Origin of the sequence: Propioniciclava tarda, assembly GCF_900182665.1 — a bacterium.
In the GTDB taxonomy this organism is placed as follows: domain Bacteria; phylum Actinomycetota; class Actinomycetes; order Propionibacteriales; family Propionibacteriaceae; genus Propioniciclava; species Propioniciclava tarda.
In genome coordinates, this window is record NZ_FXTL01000017.1 from 1 (window position 1) to 12,887 (window position 12,887).

Annotated in this window: 10 protein-coding genes; 4 read left to right on the top strand and 6 right to left on the bottom strand. The window is 69.6% G+C overall.

Going from position 1 to position 12,887, the window contains the following annotated elements; translation table 11 throughout:
* Nucleotides 1-91: 91 nt before the first annotated feature.
* Nucleotides 92-757, bottom strand: coding sequence for a phosphatase PAP2 family protein (locus FN821_RS11665; RefSeq protein ID WP_131172785.1), 666 nt, complete (start codon nt 755-757; stop codon nt 92-94).
* Nucleotides 754-2,019, bottom strand: a complete 1,266-nt coding sequence (locus FN821_RS11670) for a dihydroorotase (RefSeq protein WP_131172786.1) — start codon at nt 2,017-2,019, stop codon at nt 754-756. Before FN821_RS11670 ends, FN821_RS11665 begins: the two co-directional genes overlap by 4 nt.
* Nucleotides 2,020-2,140: 121 nt before the next feature.
* Between FN821_RS11670 and FN821_RS11675 the strand changes: the two genes are divergently transcribed.
* On the top strand, nt 2,141-2,476 hold the full coding sequence (locus FN821_RS11675) for a hypothetical protein (protein ID WP_131172787.1): 336 nt from the start codon (nt 2,141-2,143) through the stop codon (nt 2,474-2,476).
* A gap of 154 nt (nt 2,477-2,630) precedes the next feature.
* Here FN821_RS11675 and FN821_RS11680 read toward each other — a convergent pair whose 3' ends face one another.
* Nucleotides 2,631-3,446: a Nif3-like dinuclear metal center hexameric protein gene (locus FN821_RS11680; RefSeq protein WP_131172788.1), complete on the bottom strand. Its 816-nt coding sequence runs from the start codon at nt 3,444-3,446 to the stop codon at nt 2,631-2,633.
* Nucleotides 3,447-3,514: 68 nt separating this feature from the next.
* Nucleotides 3,515-5,722 carry an NADP-dependent isocitrate dehydrogenase gene (locus tag FN821_RS11685; RefSeq protein ID WP_131172789.1) on the bottom strand — a complete coding sequence of 736 codons (2,208 nt, stop codon included), beginning with the start codon at nt 5,720-5,722 and terminating at the stop codon, nt 3,515-3,517.
* Nucleotides 5,723-5,927: 205 nt separating this feature from the next.
* Here FN821_RS11685 and FN821_RS11690 point away from each other — a divergent pair, with 205 nt between their 5' ends.
* Nucleotides 5,928-7,469: a DHA2 family efflux MFS transporter permease subunit gene (locus tag FN821_RS11690; RefSeq protein ID WP_165489357.1), complete on the top strand. Its 1,542-nt coding sequence runs from the start codon at nt 5,928-5,930 to the stop codon at nt 7,467-7,469.
* 9 nt (nt 7,470-7,478) lie between these two features.
* Here the strand turns inward: FN821_RS11690 and pepN are convergent, their stop codons facing one another.
* On the bottom strand, nt 7,479-10,061 hold the full coding sequence (gene pepN / locus FN821_RS11695; RefSeq protein ID WP_131172790.1) for an aminopeptidase N: 2,583 nt from the start codon (nt 10,059-10,061) through the stop codon (nt 7,479-7,481).
* Between the two features lie 158 nt (nt 10,062-10,219).
* Between pepN and FN821_RS11700 the strand changes: the two genes are divergently transcribed.
* Both FN821_RS11700 and FN821_RS11705 read left to right on the top strand, forming a co-directional pair.
* The gene (locus FN821_RS11700) at nt 10,220-10,849 is read left to right on the top strand and encodes a mycothiol-dependent nitroreductase Rv2466c family protein (protein ID WP_131172791.1); all 630 of its coding nucleotides are present in this window, start codon (nt 10,220-10,222) and stop codon (nt 10,847-10,849) included.
* Between the two features lie 121 nt (nt 10,850-10,970).
* Complete coding sequence (locus tag FN821_RS11705) at nt 10,971-12,242, top strand: hypothetical protein (RefSeq protein WP_131172792.1); 1,272 nt, start codon at nt 10,971-10,973, stop codon at nt 12,240-12,242.
* On the opposite strand, the gene FN821_RS11710 is transcribed toward FN821_RS11705, so the two are convergent.
* Complete coding sequence (locus FN821_RS11710; RefSeq protein WP_131172793.1) at nt 12,215-12,886, bottom strand: hypothetical protein; 672 nt, start codon at nt 12,884-12,886, stop codon at nt 12,215-12,217. The two genes, FN821_RS11705 and FN821_RS11710, sit on opposite strands and share 28 nt — an antisense overlap.
* Nucleotide 12,887 lies beyond the last annotated feature (1 nt).

Consider the following 12,887-nt stretch of genomic DNA (forward strand, 5'->3'; position numbering starts at 1 on the left):
CTGCGGACTCGACTCACCCTGCACAACCCAACAATTCCAGCCCAGAACCGATCAACGCGGCGGACTCGCGGACGGATTGTTCAGCAGGCTCCTAGGGGCGCAGCAGGCGCGGTGCCGCCTTGAGGACGCCGAACAGGCCGGCCGCGGCGATGCCGTCCAGCACCGAGTGTTGCTTGAGGAAGCACGTGGACGCCGAGATGAGCCCGGTGAGCACCCAGGATGCCGGCCGCACGATCTCCGGGTGTTTGAGGAGCTTCGAGCTCTGCAGGGCGTCGTTGACGCACAGCGTCGTGTACACGTGCAGGCTCGGGCAGACGTTGCTCTGGCTGTCGAACGTCTGGAGGCGCCGCACGACCTCGGTGAACAGGTTCTCGCGCGGATAGGTGGCGGGCTGCAGGTCCTGGCGGTTCGGCCACAGCTCGTAGATGACGAGGATGATCGTCATGCCCGCGACGAGGTGGTAATAGGCGCGCTTGTACTCGGAGCGATCCTTGTCGTTGGCATACAGCCAGCCCGCGAAGCCCAGCAGGTAGGGGAACCAGGCGCCGTAGGCCAGGATCCACTCCTCGCGGAAGGGAATCTTGTCGTCCAGGGCGCAACGGACGCTGGTCTCGTGCGCGCGCTCGCGGTGCTCCGTGGTCAGGAAGTAGCCGATGAACGCCGGGATGTAGAGCAGCGACAGCCCGTAGCGGTGCTTCCAGACCCAGCGGCCGAGGCGGGTGCGTCCGAGCGGGCCGGGAGCGGCGGCGTCCGTCATCGCTCGAAGGTGACGCGTCCGGCCCAGACGGTCGCCACGACCGGATCCGGCAGCAGGCGTCCGTGGTAGGGGTTGTTCCGAGACTTGGACGCCGTGGCCTCGCGGTCGACCGCGGCGCGGGCGTCCGGATCGACGAGGACGACGTTCGCCGGCTCCCCGACGGCGATCGGACGCCCCTGCCGGGCCAGGCGCGTGAGCCGCGCCGGGGCGTAGGACATGCGGTCGGCGACTTGTTCCCAGGTGAGGCGTCCGGGGATGACCATCGTCTCCATGACGACCGCGAGCGCCTGCTCGAGGGCGAGCATCCCGGGCGGGGCCAGGACGAAGGGCTTCGCCTTGTCGGACGCCGCGTGCGGGGCATGGTCCGTCCCGACCATGTCGATGGTGCCGTCGGCGAGGCCCGCGCGCACGGCCTCGACGTGCTCGTCGGTGCGCAGCGGGGGATTGACCTTGAACGTGGTGTCGAGGCTGGCCAGCAGGTCGGTGGTCAGCAGCAGGTGGTGCGGCATGACCTCGGCCGTGACCGGCAAGCCGCGGCCCTTGGCCCAGCGGATCACCTCGACGGACTCGGCGGTCGAGATGTGGCAGGCGTGGTAGCGGGCGCCGGTGTAGGCGGCGAGTTCGATGTCGCGGGCGATGATGGACGACTCCGCCACGCTGGGCCAGCCGGGCAGGCCCAGCCGTGCCGAGATCGCGCACTCGTGGCAGGACGCCTCCGCGCCGGCCAGGTTGTGGTCCTGACAGTGCTGGGCGAGGACGCCGTCGAACGCCTTGATCTTCTCGAACGCCTCGCGCATCAGTTGCGCGTTCATCACGCAGCGGCCGTCGTCGGAGAACATCGTCACGCCGGCGGCATGCAGGCCGTCGATGTCGGACAGCTGCTCGCCGGCCAGGGCTTTCGTGAGGGCGCCGACGACCACGACCTCGGCGGAGGAGTCCCGTTGGGCGATCGCCATCAGGTCGGACGCCGCCGCGCCGGTGTCCGTGACCGGGCTCAGGTTCGCCATGGCGTGGACCGCGGTGAAGCCGCCGCGCGCGGCCGCGCGCGTGCCGGTGGCGACGGTCTCGGCGTCCGTGCGGCCGGGTTCGCGCAGGTGCGTGTGGGGGTCGACGAAGCCGGGTAGGGCGAGCAGGCCATGGGCGTCCAGGCGGCGATCGGACGCGGAGCCGTCCGACGGATCGACGAAGACCCCGCCCCGGATCAGCAGGTCGCTCCTCGTGCCGTCGGACAGTGTTGCGCCGGTGATGAGCAGTCCTGACATCGCTTCTCCGTTCGATCATCGGGCCCGTGGCCGGGTCGGCTCGCCGGTCGCTCAATCTATCGGTTCGCAGGGGCGGACACGCCTGCTGCGCCGCCCGTCGGGCGTTCGGTAGGGTGCGGCCATGTCGACTCTGCTGATCCCCGTCCTGCGCGGCACGCTGCCCGGTTTCCCCACGGCTGTGGAGCCGACGCTGCTGGAGACCCTGACGCTGATCCTGTTCATCCCAGCGGGGATCGCGATCCTGATCATGGCGCTCGGCATGGGGCGCCGCTGGCTCGCCCAGGACGCCGCGGTCAAGCCCGTCGAGGTGCCCGAGGGGCACGCCGAGATCCTGCCGTCGACCGAGCAGCTCGAAGCGCGCCGCGAGCTCGTGCATCAGGCGGCGCTGCACAACGAGGGTCGTCCCGACCGGCCGACGCGTCCGGTGAAGAACGACCCGGACACGCTGCACCCCTGACCCGGCACTCCGAGATCCAGCGCGTTCGCCCGCTGCAGGGTCCCTAGGGCCGACGACACGGCGTTAACAGCACGTTCACCTACCCAGCGGGGGGGAACGTGCTGTTAAGGCCGATTCGGGGTGTCAACGGGCCACGCCCAGCGGCCCTTGTGGCTCAGACGCGCAGCGTCCACGGATCGGTGACGATCGTCGACACGTAGGTGTCCAGCCGGACGCCGTCGGCTGCCGCTCGCTCCCGGACGAGCCGTTGGGCCCACGGGAGCCACACCCACTCGGACGCCATGTGTGCGACGTCGATGAGCAACGGCGCGTCCTGCCAGGCGAGGAAGTCCTGGGCCACGTGGTGGCGCAGGTCGGCGGTGACGTAGGCATCCACGCCGGCCGCGCGGGCGGCGTCCAGGAACGAATCTCCAGAGCCCCCGACGACGGCGACCCTCCGCACCAGCCGCTGCGCGTCCCCGCCGACCCGGATGCCGGTCGCGGTGCGCGGCAGGGCCTCCGACAGGCGGCGCGCGACAGCCTCGCCCGTGAGCGGTGTCGGTAGGACGCCGACGCGTCCGGTGCCCACCGCGTCGGTACCCGCTAGCGGCACCAGCGGCACGACGTCGCCCAGGTCGAGGACCGCGGCGAGGGCGTCCGATGCGCCGTTGACCGCGTGATCGACGTTGGTGTGGCCGCAGAAGTGGGAGAGGCCGGCGTCCAGCATGGCCTTGACGAGGCGTCCCTTGGGCTCGTCGAACCGGATCGCGGTGACGCCGCGGAGCATCAGCGGGTGGTGGGTGACGAGCAGTTCAGCGCCGCGGTCGACCGCCTCGGCAACGGTCGCGTCCGTGGGATCGACGGCGAAGCCGATGGTGGTGACCTCGGCGTCCGGATCGCCGCAGTCCAGCCCGATCCGGTCCCAGGATTCGGCCAAGGCCGGGGGATAGGCGTCCTCGAGCCAGCCCATGATGTCGCGCACGGTCGTCATGGACGCCGACCCTACCGACAACGACGAAGCGCCGGACCCCCGTAGGGATCCGGCGCTTCGGTGAGGCATCAGCCCAGCTTGGCGATGATCCCGTTGAAGGTCGCCGACGGACGCATGACCGCGGTGGCCAGGGCGTCGTCCGGGGCGTAGTAGCCGCCGATGTCGACCGGCTTGCCCTGGACGGCGATCAGCTCGGCGTCGATCTCGGACGCCTTCGCCGTCAGTTCCTCCGCGATGGGCGCGAAGAGCGCGGCCAGCTCGGCGTCGTCGGTCTGCGCGGCCAGCTCCTGGGCCCAGTACAGCGCCTCCCAGAAGTGCGAGCCGCGGTTGTCGATCTGACCGACGCGTCGCGCGGGGGACTTGTTCTCGTCCAGCAGTTTCCCGGTCGCGCGGTCGAGAGCCTTCGCCAGCACGGACGCCTTCGCGTTGTGCTCAGTGTTGGCCAGGTGCTCGAGCGACTCGGCCAGCGCCAGGAACTCGCCGAGGGAGTCCCAACGCAGGTAGTTCTCCTCGACCAGCTGCTGCACGTGCTTCGGGGCAGAGCCGCCGGCGCCCGTCTCGAACAAGCCGCCGCCGGCCATCAGCGGAACGACGGACAGCATCTTGGCCGAGGTGCCCAGCTCGAGGATCGGGAACAGGTCGGTGTTGTAGTCACGCAGCACGTTCCCGGTGGCGCCGATGGTGTCAAGACCGGCGCGGATGCGCTTGATCGACGTCTTGCAGGCCTCGACGGGCGACGCGATGGTGATGTCCAGCCCGGTCGTGTCGTGGTCGGCCAGGTACTTCTCGACCAGCGACTTCATGACCCGATCGTGGGCGCGCTCGGGATCGAGCCAGAAGATCACGGGCATGCCCGAGAGGCGGGCCCGGTTGACCGCGAGCTTGACCCAGTCCTGGATCGGGGCGTCCTTGGTCTGGCAGGCGCGCCAGATGTCGCCCTTCGCAACGGTGTGCTCCATGACGACCTCGCCGGCGCCGGTGACGACCTGGACGACCCCGGCGGCCGGAATCTCGAAGGTCTTGTCGTGGCTGCCGTACTCCTCGGCCTTCTGGGCCATCAGGCCGACGTTGGGAACGGTGCCCATCGTGCGTGGATCGAACGCGCCGTTGGCGCGGCAGTCGTCGATCACGGCCTGGTAGACGCCCGCGTAGGACGAGTCCGGAATGACGGCGAGCGCGTCGTACTCCTTGCCGTCGCGGCTCCACATGTGGCCCGACGTGCGGATCATGGCCGGCATCGAGGCGTCCACGATGACGTCGGACGGCACGTGCAGGTTCGTGATGCCCTTGTCGGAGTTGACCATGGCGATCCACGGGCCGGACTTCATGTCGGCGTCGATGGACGCCGCGATGGCGTCCCCGTAGGGGACGTCCTTCAGGCCGTCCAGGATCGCGCCCAGGCCGTTGTTGCCGTTGAGTCCGGCGGCCTCGAGGGCCTTGCCGTACTGCTTGAACGTGGTCGGCAGGAACGCGCGCACGACGTGGCCGAAGATGATCGGGTCGGAGACCTTCATCATCGTGGCCTTCAGGTGCACCGAGAACAGGACGCCCTCGTCCTTGGCGCGCTTGATCGCGGCCTTGAGGAACTCGTCCAGCGCCTTGACGTTCATGAACGTGGCGTCCACGACCTCGCCCGGCTGTACCTTGATCTGCTTCAGCGTCGTCGTCTCGTCGTTCGCGACGAGGTTCACGCTCAGCACGTCGGCGGCGGGGCTCACGTAGCTCTGCTCGTTGGAGCGGAAGTCGTCGTGGCCCATGGTGGCGACGTTGGTCTTCGAGTCCGGCGACCAGGCGCCCATCGAGTGGGGGTGCTTCCGCGCGTAATTCTTGACCGCCAACGGCGCGCGGCGGTCGGAGTTGCCCTCGCGCAGGACCGGGTTCACGGCCGAGCCCTTGATCGCGTCGTAGCGCGTCTGGATCGCCCGCTCGGCGTCCGTGGCCGGCGACTCCGGGTAATCGGGCACCGCGTAGCCCTTGGCCTGCAGCTCCTTGATGGCCGCCACCAACTGCGGCATGGACGCCGACACGTTGGGCAGCTTGATGATGTTGGCGTCCGGCGACTTCGCCAGCTCGCCGAGCGAGCCGAGGGCGTCCTCGATGCGCTGATCCTCGGTCAGGAACTCGCCGAACTGAGCGAGGATGCGTCCGGCGAGCGAGATGTCGCGCAGCTCCACCTCCACGCCAGCGGGCTTGCAGTAGGCCTCCACGATGGGGAGGAAGGAGTAGGTCGCGAGCAGCGGAGCCTCGTCCGTGCGGGTGTACATGATCTTGGCCATCGGTGCCGTTGTCTCCCTTGTGTGCGTCGTCGCAGCTTGATGCCGACGCTATCGCGGAAGCGGCACCTTCGGCGTCCGAACGGGTCTTGGTCGGGACGCCGACGCTCGCGTTCTGCGTCGGCCGGCTCGGCAAGTATCTCGAAATCGAGAGACTTTGCCAAGGGGGTGGATCGGCCCTCCCAGCAGCGAGGCGTAAGGTTCCGCCGTGACCCACCACCCACAGTCAAGTGTTGCCCCAGCGCAGCTGACCGACCGCCAACTCTGGGCGGCCCTGTGGTCGCTCGTGGTGGGCTTCTTCATGATCATGCTGGACGCGACGATCGTCTCCGTCGCCAATCCGGCCATCATGCGCGGCCTCGGCCTCGGAGGCGACTACAGCGGCGTGGTGTGGGTGACGTCGGCCTACCTGCTCGCCTACGCGGTGCCCCTGCTGGTGACCGGACGCCTCGGCGACCGCTTCGGCCCGCGCCGGATGTTCCTCGTGGGCCTCGCGGTGTTCACGCTCTCCTCGGCGTGGTGCGGCCTCGCCGGCATGCTCCCCGGCGGGGGACTCGGCATGCTCGTCGCCGCGCGCGCCGCACAAGGCCTGGGGGCGTCCTTCATCTCCCCGCAGACGATGGCGATCATCACCCGCATCTTCCCGCCGCAGCGCCGCGGGGTGGCCATGGGCGTCTGGGGCTCGGTGGCCGGTGTCGCGGGCTTGGTCGGACCCATCGCCGGCGGCGTCCTGGTCGACGCCTTCGGCTGGGAGTCGATCTTCTTCGTGAACGTCCCCATCGGGATCGCGGCGCTGATCGCGGCGTCGCGGTTCGTGCCCAAGCTCCCGACCCACGCGCACCGCTTCGACCTGCCGGGCGTCGCGCTCTTCGTGGCGGGCATGTTCCTCATCGTCTTCGGGCTCCAGGAGGGCAATACCTACGACTGGGGGCCCATCGTGGGTCCGATCAGCGTCGTCGGCCTGATCGTCGCGGGCCTCGTGCTGCTGGCGCTGTTCGTGGTGTGGCAGGGCGTTCAGCGCGGGGAACCCCTGCTGCCGCTGGCGGTGATGCGGGACCGGAACTTCGCGCTCGCCAACATCGCAGTGACGTCGACCGGCTTCGCTGTGACCACGTTCAACCTGCCGCTGATCTTCTTCCTGCAGACCGTGCGCGGGCTGACGCCGACCCAGGGTGCGCTGGTGCTGGCGCCGTCGGCCGTGATGTCGGTGATCCTGGCTCGCTTCGTCGGACGCCTCGTCGATCGCGTCGTGAACCCGCGCGTGCTCATCGCGCCGGGGGCCGTCGCCTACCTGGGCGGCATGGTCTGGATGGCCTGGCTGATGCGTCCCGACACACCGATCTGGCTGTTCCTGCTGCCCGCCGCCCTGCTCGGGATCGGCGGCTCGTTCGTCTGGGGTCCGTTGTCGACCACGGCCAACCGCAGCCTGCCGCCGCAGTGGGCCGGCGCGGGCTCGGGGATCTACAACACGACGCGGCAGCTGGGGGCCGTCATCGGCAGCGCGTCGATCGCCGCCCTGATGGAGGCGCGGATCGCCGCGCACCTGCCCGGCGCCGCGCCCAGCGCGGGGGCGTCCGGGATGGTGCTTCCCGAGCCGATCAGGGCACCCTTCGCGGCCGCCATGGCCGAGTCGCTCCTGCTGCCCGCTGGCGTCCTGGGCATCGCCCTGGTCGCCGCCCTGTTCCTCGTGCCTCCGCCGTTCCGGCGTCCCGGCGCGGGGGCTCCCGCACCGGGTTCCGCTCGGCCTTAGCCGTTCGTCCTAGTGGGCGGCTTCCTGGCAGCGCAGCGCCCGCTCTGCGTCGTCGAGTCGCTCGGACACCAGCCGCCGCACGAAGTCGTTGGGCTGCTTCGCGTCGAGCCACGCCTGGACGCGATCGAGGTAGGCGCGGTCGGCCAGCGGCCGCGGGAACAGCAGCATCAGCACGTGCTGACGGATCGTCGTCGACCGGCCGCCCCAGCCGTGCGTACCGTCGGCGACCCACTCGGCGACCTCCAGATAACGGTCGGCGTAGGGCGCCAGCAGTTCGTCCTGGTCGAGTTGCATGAACTGGGCGCAGATCTGGGAGTGCGTCTCGTTCGGGGTGTCCTCGTCGACGGCGCGGTGCCACGAGGCGGCCTTGGCCTCGGGTGTCGCCAGCGCGGCGAGTGCGCCCGCGGCCTTCTCTGCGCCGGTGGCGGTCGCGTCCCGGGCTTGCTCTGCCGCGATGTCGGCCTCGGACGCGGCGCCCACCCGGCACAGGTCCGTCAGCAGACGCCACCGCAGGTCGGCGTCCACGGCGAGCCCGTCCGGGACGCCGTGCCCGTCGAGCCAGCCCCGCAGCGGAGCCGCAGCCGCGGCGTCCGGAACTGACGCGGAGAACGCGCGGGCCAGGGCTAGCTGGTGGTCGGAGCCGGGCTGGGCCGCCGCCAGCAACTCGGCCAGTCCGGCCGAGAAGTGGGACGCCAGCGCGCGGCGCTCCTCGCGGGGGGCGTAGTAGTCCACGGCCGACCGGGCCTGCATCAGCAGCGACGAGACGGCCGTCAGGTCGGTCTCGACGCCCACGCCGCGCAGCACCAGATCGACGTAGTCGGACGCCGACAGCTGGGCGTCGCGGCACATGTCCCAGGTGGCGCCCCAGCACAGGGCGCGCGCAAGCGCGGTGGGCAGCCCGGCGGCGTGGGCGACCAGCGTCGCCAGCGAGCGCTCGTCGAACCGGATCTTCGTGTAGGTCAGGTCGTCGTCGTTGAGCAGGATCAGGTCCGGCTGGGACATGCCGACGAACTCGGGCACGTCGGTCATCGGGCCGTCGACGTCGAGTTCCAGGCGCTCGCTGCGGACCAGCTTGTCGCCGGCCAGGTTGTAGAGGCCGATCGCCATCCGGTGCTGGCGCAGCGTCGGCCAGCTCGGGTGCGCGCTCTGCCGCACCTCGAAGCGGGTGAACCGGCCCTCGGCGTCCACGTCGAAGTCGGCGGCCATCGTGTTGACGCCGGCCGTCTGCAGCCACTCGGTGGTGAACCGGGAGAGGTCGCGTCCGGAGGAGGCCTCCAGCTCGGTCAGGAGGTCGGCCAGCTCGGTGTTGCCCCAGGCGTGCTTGACGAAGTACGCCCGTACGCCCGCGATGAAGGGCTCCAGACCGACGTAGGCCACGAGCTGGCGGAGCGTGGACGCGCCCTTGGCGTAGGTGATGCCGTCGAAGTTCAGCTCGACCGCTTCGAGGTCGTACATGTCGGCGGCGATCGGGTGGGTCGAGGGCAGCTGGTCCTGGCGGTAGGCCCACGTTTTGCGCTGGTTGCAGAACGTCGCCCACACCTCGACGCCGGTGTTGTACTGCTCGGCGATCTGCTCCTGGACGAAGTGGGACGCCCACTCGGCGAAGCTCTCGTTCAGCCAGAGGTCGTCCCACCACTTCATCGTCACGAGATCGCCGAACCACATGTGCGCCATCTCGTGCAGGATCGTGTTGTCGCGCGCCTCGTAGGACGCCGCCGTCACGCGGCTGCGGAACAGATACTCATCGCGGAACGTCACGCAGCCGGCATTCTCCATCGCGCCGAAGTTGAACTCGGGCACGAACACCTGGGCGTAGTCGTCGAACGGGTACGGCTGGCCGAAGACATCCTCGAAGACGGCGAAGCCGCGCTTGGTGGTCTCGAAGATTCGCTCGGCGTCCAGGGCGGAGGCCAGCGACTCGCGGCAGGCGATCGAGAGGTCGCGGCGTCCGGTCGGGGCGTCGTAGGTGTCGTGGACGACGTGGAAGTCGCCGGCGCAGATCGCCGTGATGTAGGTCGACATCCGCTCGGTGGTCGCGAACTCCCAGCGCCGGACGCCGTCGGTCGCCTCCGGCAGCCCCGGGGTGGGGGAGTTGGAGATCACGGTCCAGGGCTCGGGGGCGATCACCGTGAAGCGGAAGGTGGCCTTGAGGTCAGGCTGCTCGAACGTCGCGAAGGCGCGGCGGGCGTCCGCGGTCTCGAACTGGCTGTACAGGTAGACACGATCGTCCGCCGGGTCGACGAACCGGTGCAGTCCCTCGCCGGTGCGGGAGAAACGCATCGTCGAGGCGACCATCAGTTCGTGCTCGCCGGGCTCGACGTAGAAGAAGAGGTGCTCACCGTCGAAGGTCTTGTCGTCGATGGTGAGCGGCTGGCCGTCCAGGGTGGCGTTGGCCACGGCGTCCGCGATGAGGTTGACGCAGGTGTCGGCGGCCGTCAGCGCCTCGAACCGAACCCGGGTGGAGCTCAGGAAGTTCTGTTCGGGCGTCGCCGTGCTCCGCGGGTCCAGGTCGATGACGACGTCGTACGACTCGACGCGGACCTGGGTCGAGCGGGCCTGCGCCTCGGCGCGGGAAATGTTGGCGGCGAACATCGAAGGTCCTGACGTTGACGGACGCCCACGGTGGGCTTTCAAAGCACCCTAACCGCTCGCCGGACGAGACCGGATGGCTGCGGGACGCCGCGGACGGGGTTCACTTTTCGGTTTCGGTTGGTGGGGACCACATGTGCCAGCGGATCTAGGGTTGCCCCATGACGACTGTTGACTTCTGGTTCGATCCGATCTGCCCGTGGGCCTGGATGACCTCGCGCTGGATGCTCGAGGTGGAGAAGGTGCGCGACGTCCGCACCGTGTTCCACGTCATGAGCCTCGCGGTGCTGAACGAGGGCCGCGATCTGCCGGAGGATTACCGCAAGCACATGGACGAGGCCTGGGGCCCGGCCCGCGTCGCTGTGGCGGTGGGGCAGAAGTTCGGGCCCGGCGCCCTGCGCGACTTCTACACGCTGCTGGGGACGCGCTTCCACCCCGGTCAGGAGCCCCGCACGCGCGAAACGGTGGCGGCGGCGCTGGCTGACCTGGCGGTTGCCGGCGGCAACGCCGCCGACGATGCCGACTTCGCGTCGTTGATCGACGTCTTCGACACCGATGCCATGGACGCCGCGATGCGAGTCTCGCACCACGAGGGCATGGACCCCGTCGGCATGGACGTCGGCACGCCCGTTCTGCACCTGAACGGCATGGCCATGTTCGGACCGGTGATCTCGCCGGCACCCAAGGGTGAAGAGGCCGGCAACTTGTTCGACGGCTTCGAGAAGATGACGGCGTACCCCGGGTTCTTCGAGCTCAAGCGGACGCGTACGGTCGGCCCGATCTTCGACTGATTGCGGTTCGCCTGGACGGTGGGCACGCGCCAAAGCGGTGCCCGCGCGGCGGCTGATTCGAGGCGGTGGCTGTTCAGCGGGACGGTTCAGAGGGGGCGAAGCGATCACCTACGCTGAGCCCGTGTCCACCCTCACAAGCGCGCTCCGCGGCGTCGGGACGATCCTGGCCGACGGGTTCCGCGTGCTGCTCGCTCATTGGCCGCAGCTGGTCGGGCTCTTCCTGGCCGGCTGGGCCGCCCGCATGGCGGCGCTGTGGCTTGTCGTCCTGGTGTCGGACGTCAGCCCGACGGTGGCGATCTTCCTGCTGCCGCTCGCGCCGATGGCCACGCTCACCTCGCTGGTGCTGATGGTCAGGGTGACGTCGGAGTCGCTGCCGGCCTTCCGCGATCTCTTCACGGGGGTGTCACCCCGCGAGCGGTGGCGCAGCAACCTCGCCGCGACGGCCCAGGTGCTGGTGCCGTTCCTCGCCGTCTACGCCTCCCAGGGCCTACTGGCCGACGACGCCCGCGCGTTCATCTACGACGCCACCGCCGACGAATGGATGAACGCGCCACTGGGGTCCTACGACTTCGGACGTGCCGCTGACTACGCGTCAGGGCCCGCGCTCCTCGCGCTGATCGTGGTCGTGCTGATCCTGCGCAAGGTGATCATGCTGGCCGAGTTGGGCAAGAAGGCAGTCATCTGGTCGTTCATCGCCACCTACCTTGAGGTGCTGTGGCTGGTCACCCTCGTGCATGCGCTCACCAACCAGATCGAGGCCATCAGCGCCTGGATCACGTCCCGTCGCCTCATCTCCGGGTTCCTGGACTGGTGGAACGCCTTCCTGGCCGCCCTGCCGCACATCGGTGGACGCACCTTCGTCGAGTTCGTCGGCGGCATCGTGAGCAGCATGGGCGATCTCGTGGTCGTGCCCGTGGCGTGGCTGGCCATCGGGGCCGCCGTCTACGGCGCGAAGCTCGCCGGACGCCGCGAGTTCGAGACCCCGGAACAGGTCACGGAGCGGCTCAACCACATCCCGAGCCCGGTGCGTCGGGTCGTGGCGCATGCTGTCGAGCCGGTCACGAGCCCGATCAAGGATACGGTCACGGCCATCGGCAAGGTGGCGAGCGCCGGCACGATCCCCATGGTGCTGTTTTGCCTGGTCTTCGTGATCGCGGCGCAGGTCAAGGTCGCGGTGGCCTGGGTGTTCCGCACCGCCGTCGGCCCGCGAGACCCGTGGATCCTCTACTCCCTCGCGCCCTACTCGACGATGTTCCAGCGGCTCTTCTACTTCGTCATCGCCCTGTCCTTGCTGGCCGCGGCGGTCAACGCCGTCGTCCTGGGGCAGCGGGCGACGGCGGACGCCGCCCCGGAGAGCCAGCAGGCTCAGGTGCCCACGCCCAGCAGCGCGTAGTCCGGCGGGTCCCACTGCACGCGGACCTGCGTCGGCTTCACGCCCTCGGGCAGCGCGATCGACTCCACCACCCGCCACGTGGCGGGTCGTTCCCTCTCTGAGGTCTTGATGACGTCATGCACGGCGTCGATGCTCGGACCGGGGGCATCCCTCGGCACGCAGCTCAGGCTGAAGCCGGGCATGGCGCCGGGGAGATCGACCGTGCCGCTGCCGCGTCCGTACATCGTGCCGTCGGGTCCAAGGAGAAAGACCTTGCAGCCCTCCATGAGCACGTCGGGAGCTGCGGAGAACTCCAGCTCGATGCGGTACAGGATCGCCCCCGGGGCAGCCTTGCGGCCGTCCTCGGACTCGGCCGTCCGGACGCTCACCACGGTCAGCGTCGCCTGTCGATGGCCCTTGAGCTTGGCCTGGTAGGCCCAGTCCTGGTTGAAGGTGAGCGTCGTGCCCGCGGTGACCTGGGGACGCGTGTAATTCCAGGGCAAGTACAGCCGGGCGAACCGGAAGCCACTGGCCGCCAGGGCCAGCGCGAGCAAGGGCGCCAGCAGCAACAGCCAGAGTTTGTTGCGGTCCCACCACCGCCTGTCTGCTGTCGCATGCCGCGGGGTGGCCGGCTCGTCGGCCACGGAGGGGGCGTCGGCGTCCATG